Source organism: Mycobacterium asiaticum, assembly GCF_001673365.1.
In the GTDB taxonomy this organism is placed as follows: Bacteria; Actinomycetota; Actinomycetes; order Mycobacteriales; family Mycobacteriaceae; genus Mycobacterium; species Mycobacterium asiaticum_A.
The window spans coordinates 38132-46423 of sequence record NZ_LZLS01000185.1 but is presented as its reverse complement, the minus strand read 5'-3'; the positions used below and the strand labels follow the sequence as shown (position 1 = coordinate 46423).

The window sequence follows — 8292 nt, the reverse complement described above, 5'->3', positions numbered from 1 at the left end:
GGGAGCGGCGGCGGTGGTGGGTTGCTATACGGCAACGGCGGTGCCGGCGGAGCAGGCAATGGGACCGGTGCCGGCGGCCCCACCGTAACCGCCTTCAGCACTGGCCCCGCTGTTATGACTCAGGGCATACCCGCCGTGACCGCCGGCCCCGCCGAAGGCACCCGCGGTCTCACCACCGGCCCCACCGGCCCCGCCATAACCGCCCACGGCACTGACATTGGACACCAAGCCGCCATTGTTGTCGAAGACAAAGGCCTCACCGCCATACCCGCCGGCACCACCGGGGGCACCCGCGGTGTAGCCGTTACCACCGGCCCCACCGAAACCGCCCTTGGCATAACCATTAGTGATAGTCGACCCACCCTCAGCCGACACCCAGCCCCGACCGTTAAGCCCGGCAGCGTAATTGATGCCGTTACTGCCCCCATCACCACCGAACTCGCCCTTGCCACTGTTACCACCAGCACCACCGATCGCAGTCCCATGATCAGCAGTCGACATCGCCCCCGACGAGTAGTTCGCCTGCACCACACCCGCGCCGCCGTCACCACCGACATGGCCATCAAAGCCCTGACCACCAGCACCACCGGTGGCATGACCCGCCAGCACCTGACCGGTGTAGTTGGTGCTCGAACCACCCAGCGCACCACCCTCTAACAAGCCATAGCCGCCAGCACCACCGATACCGCCACCAAAGGCATCGCCACCAGCACCACCGGTGGCAGTGCCCGACACATAACTATCCCCGAACGTGCCGGTATGGGCGGCATACCCAAAGCCCAAACCACCAGCCCCACCAGCACTACCAGCATCGGTGGCATCCCCACCGACACCACCAATCGCCGTCACCTGATGCGCAGTGCCGCCATCGTAGGCACCCACCTTGCCATCCCCACCAGCACCACCAACCGCACCAGCACCAGTACCCGCACCACCCTTACCACCACTGGCCGTACCACTAGCACTACTACCCACACCATCAGCCACGATGCTGCCCACACCACCAACACCACCGCCACCACCAGCAGAACCAGCCCCACCGATACCACCGGTCGCACCATCACCGGTCCCAATCGCAGTACCACCACCAGTCGCACTGATCAACCCAGCACCACCAACCGCACCAGCACCACCATCACTACCGCCACTACCACCAGCACCACCAGTGGCGGTACCGGCAGCGGTGCTGAAGGCACCATCGGCGGTAATGCTGGCGTCGCCGCCGGCCCCGCCGGCCCCGCCGGCTGCGGTCGCCGTACCCGCACCACCGGTCCCGCCTTCCCCGCCGGTAGCGACACCGCCGGTGCTGCCGCCGTTGGTGTGCTGAACTAGCGCACCGCCCCCGCCGCCGCCACCACCACCGCCGTGGCCGGGCCCGGTCGCTGTGGCCGCCGCGCCAGTGCCGCCGGCGCCGCTGGCGCCGGCAACGGCACCGGTACCGAGGGCCTCACCTACACCACCGGCGCCGCCCTTGCCGCCGCCGCCGAACGCACCGCCATCGGTGCCGGTGCCGCCCGTGCCACCGGTCCCACCAGTGCCGCCAGCCTGCGCAAAGCCTGTGACTGGCGTGCCGTCACCGGCGCCGCCCTGGCCGCCGGTGCCGCCCTGACCGCCGGCGCCGCCGCCAGTGCCTGCGATTCCGGCACCGCCGGTACCACCCGTGCCACCTGCGCCGCCGCGGAAGGCCTGCAAGCCGGTACCACCGCCGTCGCCCGTGCCGCCGGTACCACCAATACCGCCGGTACCACCCGTACCTGCAGCGCCAGCGCCACCGCCGAACCCAAAGAACCCGCCTGAGCCACCGGCGCCGGCCGCGCCGGCGCCCCCGCCGGTCCCACCCATGCCGCCGTCGCCGCCGACGATGAGATGCCCAATACCGGTGCCACCAGTTCCGCCCGTGCCGCCCACGCCTCCGGCGCCCCCAGCACCACCCGCACCGCCCGAACCCAAGATGCCGCCTAGGCCGAAGAGTCCGCCGTTGGCGCCGCCGGCGCCACCGACCCCGCCCGTCCCACCGGCCAAGCCCATGCCACCACGCCCGAGCGGAGTCGCGCCACCGCCCGCGGCGCCCGTCGCACCCGTGTCGCCCATACCGCCGGCACCGCCCGTACCGCCGGCACCGCCACCCCAACCGAACAGTGCCCGATCGGCACCACACTGGTCCTGGCTTGCTCGAGCGGATGACCGACATCCCAGAACCGCTCCCTGTCCGCAGCAACACCGGCCCCGGCGAACTCCCGCCGCAGACCAGTCGGCTGCCGCTGCTGCCGGGTGCGCGGACCATCGGCGTGGCCGCGTACAACCTCGGGCTCACCGTCGACGGGCACGAGCTGCTCTCGGACGTGTCGTTCACGTCGCGACCGGGATCCTTGATCACGATCGTCGGACCGTCGGCGTCCCGCAATTCGGCCCTGACCGCGCTGCTGGCCGGAACACGCCCGCTGAGCTCAGGCATCCTGACCGTCGACGGCCACGACGTACACGCCGAACCCGCGGCGATGCGCTTCCGCGTCGGGGTCGTCAGCCGCGACGACCGGCTGCACACGCGCCTCACTGTCGAGGCAGCGCTTGGCTACGCAGCCGAACTGCGACTGCCACCGGACACCTCGCCGGACAGCCGCGACCGAATCATCAACCAGGTTCTCGACGAACTCGAGTTGACCGAGCATCGCGCCACCCGGATCGCAAAGCTGGCGCCCGGGGCCCGTCGATGCGTGTCGTTGGCGGTAGAACTGCTCACCAGACCGTCGTTGCTCGTGGTCGACGGGCCCGGGGCCGGCCTGGATCCGGGGCAGGAAAACCACGTCATGGCGTTGCTGCGCCGCCAAGCCGACCTCGGCTGCGTCGTCGTGGCGACGGTTACCTCGTTGACGCACCTCAACCTCTGCGACCAGGTGCTGTTGCTGACCCCGGCGGGCCAGTTGGCCTTCGCCGGTCCGCCATCGCACATCGACTCGGCGTTCGGCACCACCGACTGGTACGAGGTATTCGCGCGAATCAGCGCCGACCCGTACGGTGCCCATCACGCCTTCGTGATCCGGCAGCAGGAGTCGGTGTCGCCCTCACCGCCCTCAGTCGCCAGCCCGGAGCGGCTTGCTCCCGCACCCAGCTTCGGCCGGCAGTTTCGGGTGCTGGTCCGTCGCCAGTTGCGGTTACTGCTGAGCAGTCCCGTCTACTCGCTGTTCCTGCTGTTGTTGCCGTTCGTGCTGGGTGGGCTGACGTTGCTCATCCCGGGCGACTCCGGGCTGAACCGGCCCGGTCCGTCATCACCCAACGCGCACGAAGCGATCGAGATCCTGGCGGCGCTCAACTTCGCGGCGGTGCTGATGGGCACCGCGGTGACCTTCCGCAGCCTGGTCACCGAGCGGCTGACCTTCCGCCGTGAGCAGGCGATCGGGCTGTCCACCTCGGCCTATCTGCTGGCCAAGATCGTCGTCGGCGGCGTCATCGCGGTTGTGCAGGCCGCGATCCTGACCGTCATCGTGATCATCGGTAAGGGCGGCCCGAGGCACGGCGCCGTGCTGTTGGGCAACGCCGACGTCGAACTGTTTGTGAGCGTGGCGGCGACGGCCGTTGTCTCGGCGATCGTCGGGTTGGCATTGTCTTCGTTCGGCAAGTCCACCGCCGAAGTGCTGGGGCTGGCAGTTCCGGCGGTGCTGGCCTCGTTGTTGTTCGCCGGCGGGCTGGTTTCGCTGGTGGGCACCTGGGGCTACGACCAGATTTCCTGGTTCATCCCCGCCCAGTGGGGTTTTGCGGCCGCGGCCTCCACCGTGGATTTGCGCAGGGTTGACCGACTGGCCGACCAGAACGCGGTGTGGAGCCACTACTCGGGCTGGTGGGTGTTCGACCTGATCCTGCTGCTCGTCCTTGGCGCGGCGTGGGCGGGCCTCGTCCGGTACCGACTCCGGGCGCCGTCACCTGCCCCTACATCGCCAGCAACACGAACTGCGTGATCTGGAAAGGTGAGAAGTTGTTGTCGCTCACCAGCACAACCGACTGCCGACCGTCCGGCAATTTCGGTCCCAGCGTGATGCCCTCGAGGTTGTCCACCGGCTTGAGCGTCGCCGACAGATCGATGGCAAGCACCTTGGACATCGATGTCAGGGTGGCGCCCTGCATCGATTCCATGTTGGAGACGTCTGTCGCAGAACCGATTTCGGCGCGGTAGATGCGGGCCACCGGCGGCGTCGCAGTCGAGCGTTCCAGCACCAGAAACGTGTTGTCGGACAACGCGACAAGGTCGGCCACGCCGTTACGATCGGCGCCGTGGCCTGCGGGCTCCATCGGGTAGGCGTACTGGGCGACGGGCGCGGCGTCGGCGACGTCGAACTTGGTGATGCGGGTCAGCACGCGGTGGTCACCGTTGGTCAGTGGCCCGTCGTTGTAGCCCGGCTCCTCCATTGCGGCGAACAGCGACCGTCCGTCGGGTGCCAGCGTCAAGCCTTCCAGCGCCATGTTTCGTCGCGGGCCGGTCCGTTGCTCCGACATTGCGAGGTTGGGCGGCAACGCGAATTGACCGAGGTACCCGCCGTCCAGCGCAGCGATCCGCACCCAGGGATCGGCCAGCACCGGTTCCCGATCGGTTCGCCGCTCCCCTTCGGCGCTCCAGTAAAGCCGTTGTCTGCCGGCGTCGAAGGCGATGCCCTCCGGGTCGGGCGGTATGTGGGCTTGATTCGGGACTGGTGCGGCGCCTAGGCCCGACGGGCCGGACCGGTCCCCGAACGGATGGGCGCTGGTGCAGTTGATGTGGTCAATTCCGTTGTCCGACAACGAAATCTGGACGGTGTAGAACCGGGCCGGGCCGTGTTTGGAGCGGTCGTCGCTGATGACGTAGTAAACCTGACGGCCTGCGTCGTAGGTGATTCCCGACAAACCGCCAACCGCTGTGCCGTCGACGGTGGTGCCGAACGCCACCTGCGACTGGCCCAGGAAAGTCAAGAGCGGTTCGGCCGCGGGACGGCCCGACGCGCAACCGCTGACACACAGAATCAGCGCCAGGGCCAACGCTTGCAGACCCCTCCACCGCCCCATACCTCGACGGTAGCCCGACTTGAAACCGGTCCCTCAGACGTAGCGTCTGACGCGCTCGCAGTACTCGAGATATTCCTTGCCGTAATGCTCGCGCATGAATTCCTCTTCCCGCAGCACCTGTCGATTGAACAACCAGGCGCCGACGACCAGACAGATCAACGGAACCCAGTTCGGGAACACCAACAGCTGCCCGAGCAGGAAAAGGAAGAAGCCGACATAGATCGGGTTGCGGCTCACCGCGAAAATGCCGGTGGTGACCAGGCCTCCGGGTTTGTCGACGTCGATGCCGATGCGGAAGCTCTTGCCGAACGAGACCAAACTTGCCACCAGCACCACCACGGCGGTGGCGCACAAACCCACGCCCACCCAGGCCGCCACGGTGGAGCGGAAGAACCGCTGCGTGCTGATGACCGGCCAGCCGAAAGCCGCGGCGAACACGGTGTAGAAGTAGAACAGCGCGAACGGCGGGATCGCGAAGTCAGTGTTGTCGAGTTCCCCGAAATGCACTGCCCGCGTACCGGTTCTTCTCAGCAACAGCACCCTGGCCAGCACGGTGCCGACGAGCACGACCACCAACAGTGCGGCCAGATATTGCGGCATCGCGGCCTCCTCGTCGCCGGGCTGACCCAACAATCGCACGACACGGCCGGGCCGAACAGACCGACTTGTTCCGGCGGCGCGGGCGACGGGCTACGGTCGGGGAATGGCGTCAGACACTAAAACCACTGCCGACTACCTACGCGACGCGCTGGACGGGCGTTGGCGCGATGTGAAGAACGAGACACGAGCCAAGCTCAACCACGAAGCGTTTCGCCCGCACTACACCCCCAACACGGTCATCGCCCGCGCCAAGGTGGCCGAGCAAATGCAGATGATGGCAACCGCGGGCATTTCTGATGAAGGGTTCCGCAAGGAGCACGGCGGCACGGGCGACGTCGGGGCGGCGGTCACGATGATCGAGATGCTGGCGATGTCGGACCTGTCCCTGATGGTCAAGGCCGGTGTGCAATGGGGCCTGTTCGGCGGTGCCGTGGAGAATCTGGGCACCGAACGCCACGGGTCCTACGTGAAGGACATCATCACTCTGGATTTGCTCGGTTGTTTCGCCATGACCGAGACCGGGCACGGCAGCGACGTTCAGTCGCTGGAGACGACGGCCACCTACGACGTCGAGACCGAAGAGTTCGTCGTCCACTCCCCCACCCCGACGTCCCGCAAGGACTACATCGGTGGTGCTGCCGAAACCGCCACCATCGCAGCGGTTTTCGCGCAACTGATCACCCACGAGAAGGGTGAGCCGGTCAATCACGGCGTGCATTGCCTTCTGGTCCCGCTCCGCGATGCGGACGGCAACGACCTACCCGGTGTCACCACCTCGGACTGCCACTACAAGGGCGGCCTGCCCGGAGTCGACAACGGCCGCATCATGTTTGACCACGTTCGCGTTCCGAGAGTGAACCTGCTGAACAAGTACGGCGAAGTCGAACCGGACGGCACCTACACCTCGCCGATCGACAACGCCAACCGCCGGTTCTTCACCATGATCGGCACGCTGATCCGCGGGCGGGTCACCGTGGGCGGCAGCGCCGGCAACGCCGCCCATGTCGCACTGGACATCGCCACCCGATATGCGTTGCAGCGCAGGCAATTCAGCGCACCCGACGACGACAGCGAAGTCCTGATCATGGACTATCTGGTGCACCAGCGTCGGCTGTTCCCGTTGATCGCGCGGTCCTATGCGCTGCAATTCGCGCAGAACGAACTGGTGTCCAAGTGCCACGACCTGCAGACCTCGGACGTGGTGGATGCCGACGAGCAGCGTGAGCTCGAAGCACGTGCCGCCGGCTTGAAGGCCGCCAACACCTGGCACGCCTCACGGGCCATCCAGGAGGCACGGGAAGCCTGCGGCGGCGCGGGTTACATGGCCGAAAACCGGTTGATCGCATTGCGCGCCGACACCGACGTGTTCACCACCTTCGAAGGCGACAACCACGTGCTGACCCAACTGGTGGCCAAGGAGTTGTTGACCGCCTACGCTGACGACATCAAGAGCATGAGCCCGGTGGAATGGGTGCGCTTTGCGGCTAACACGGTCGGCGACCGGGTGATGAAACGTACTGCGGCCGAGGCGATCATGCAACGCATCGTCGATTCGCGCCAGGACAGTGAAGAGGAAGGCAGCCTGTTCAACCGCGGTACCCAGGTTTCGATGTTCGAGGACCGGGAGGACTATCTACTGTCCTCGGTCGCGCGGCGACTCCAAGGCAAGTCCAAGGAAATGTCGGCATTCGACGCGTTCAACGCGGTGCAGGATCACGTGCTGCATGCGGCGCAGGCACATATCGACCGGATTGTGCTCGAAGCGTTTGTCGCCGGGATCGACTCGTGCCCGGACCGCGAGGCGCAGGAACTACTGGAAGTGCTGTGCGACCTGTATGCATTGACGGTGATCGAAGAAGACAAGGCTTGGTTCATCGAGCACCGTTACCTGTCCACCGAGCGAGCTAAGGCGGTGACGCGCGGCATCAACGACCGGTGTCGGGTACTGCGTCCACACGCCAAGACGCTGGTCGACGGGTTCGGCATCCCCGAACCGCTGCGCTATGCGGAGATGCTGCACCCGGAGAATTTGCCGGACTAGGACTGGTGCGGAATCGGACCTGACGCCTTGAGCTTGCCGTCGGGTCCGATCTGAAACTTCACCGTGCCCCGTTGACTGGGACAGCATTCCTCGTCGTTGCCGACCCGCCACTGGTATTGCACGGTGACGCTGTCATCGCTGCTGGGCGGCAACACGGTGGTGTAGGGCTTGGGGTTAGGTGTGGGTGAGCCCAATGGGGTGTTGCGGTCGAAGAACAGCAGCTGCTGTGGGGTCGACTCGGAGGCGATGCTGGGGATGATCTGGACCCAGTTCAATCGGCACTTCTTGGTGCGCCCTCGGCCGATTTCCACCCAGATAGAACCCGCAACTTCAATCGGCACTTTGGCGATCGCCTGACGCACCGTGTCCGCAGTGGGACTGTCGGACTGCTTGCACGCCTCGGGCTTAGCCGACGGCGCGGACGACTGGTTTCCGTCGCACCCTACGGCCGCGATCCCAATCATTGCCGCGACGATAACCTGCCGACATCTCACGGGCGCCTAGCCTAACGTCTGCGCTGGGCAGTGCTCTGTTTGCCCGGCTCTGCGCGACAACTGCAACCGTTAGCCAGGTGTTGTCGCGCAGAGGCGGGCAAACAGACCACCACTCCGGACAGCCGC

5 protein-coding genes and 1 pseudogene are annotated in these 8292 nt (G+C 66.5%); 2 read left to right on the top strand and 4 right to left on the bottom strand.

The genetic code is table 11. The annotated features are described in order from the left end of the window. Nucleotides 1–24: 24 nt before the first annotated feature. Nucleotides 25–2121, bottom strand: a pseudogene (locus A5634_RS28360) (PE family protein); the annotation flags it as partial. Between the two features lie 59 nt (nucleotides 2122–2180). On the opposite strand from A5634_RS28360, the gene A5634_RS20720 reads away from it, so the two are divergent. Next, nucleotides 2181–3953 carry an ATP-binding cassette domain-containing protein gene (locus A5634_RS20720; protein ID WP_301337121.1) on the top strand — a complete coding sequence of 591 codons (1773 nt, stop codon included), beginning with the start codon at nucleotides 2181–2183 and terminating at the stop codon, nucleotides 3951–3953. Here the strand turns inward: A5634_RS20720 and A5634_RS20715 are convergent. Continuing rightward, nucleotides 3925–5031, bottom strand: a complete 1107-nt coding sequence (locus A5634_RS20715; protein ID WP_065145894.1) for an esterase-like activity of phytase family protein — start codon at nucleotides 5029–5031, stop codon at nucleotides 3925–3927. The genes A5634_RS20720 and A5634_RS20715 overlap by 29 nt on opposite strands. A gap of 33 nt (nucleotides 5032–5064) precedes the next feature. Beyond that, nucleotides 5065–5661 (bottom strand): methyltransferase family protein, encoded by a 597-nt coding sequence (locus tag A5634_RS20710; RefSeq protein ID WP_253861792.1) that lies wholly within the window; start codon nucleotides 5659–5661, stop codon nucleotides 5065–5067. A gap of 73 nt (nucleotides 5662–5734) precedes the next feature. Here A5634_RS20710 and A5634_RS20705 point away from each other — a divergent pair, with 73 nt between their 5' ends. Beyond that, nucleotides 5735–7672: an acyl-CoA dehydrogenase family protein gene (locus A5634_RS20705; RefSeq protein WP_065145893.1), complete on the top strand. Its 1938-nt coding sequence runs from the start codon at nucleotides 5735–5737 to the stop codon at nucleotides 7670–7672. On the opposite strand, the gene A5634_RS20700 is transcribed toward A5634_RS20705, so the two are convergent. Continuing rightward, nucleotides 7669–8136: an LppP/LprE family lipoprotein gene (locus tag A5634_RS20700; RefSeq protein ID WP_065145892.1), complete on the bottom strand. Its 468-nt coding sequence runs from the start codon at nucleotides 8134–8136 to the stop codon at nucleotides 7669–7671. The two genes, A5634_RS20705 and A5634_RS20700, sit on opposite strands and share 4 nt — an antisense overlap. Nucleotides 8137–8292: the final 156 nt, after the last annotated feature.

Excerpts from the sequence above, each read along its gene's own strand:
- A5634_RS20720 (WP_301337121.1), top strand. The coding sequence starts at position 2,181 with ATGACCGACATCCCAGAACCGCTCCCTGTCCGCAGCAACACCGGCCCC.
- A5634_RS20715 (WP_065145894.1), bottom strand. The coding sequence starts at position 5,031 with ATGGGGCGGTGGAGGGGTCTGCAAGCGTTGGCCCTGGCGCTGATTCTG.
- A5634_RS20705 (WP_065145893.1), top strand. The coding sequence starts at position 5,735 with ATGGCGTCAGACACTAAAACCACTGCCGACTACCTACGCGACGCGCTG.
- A5634_RS20700 (WP_065145892.1), bottom strand. The coding sequence starts at position 8,136 with ATGATTGGGATCGCGGCCGTAGGGTGCGACGGAAACCAGTCGTCCGCG.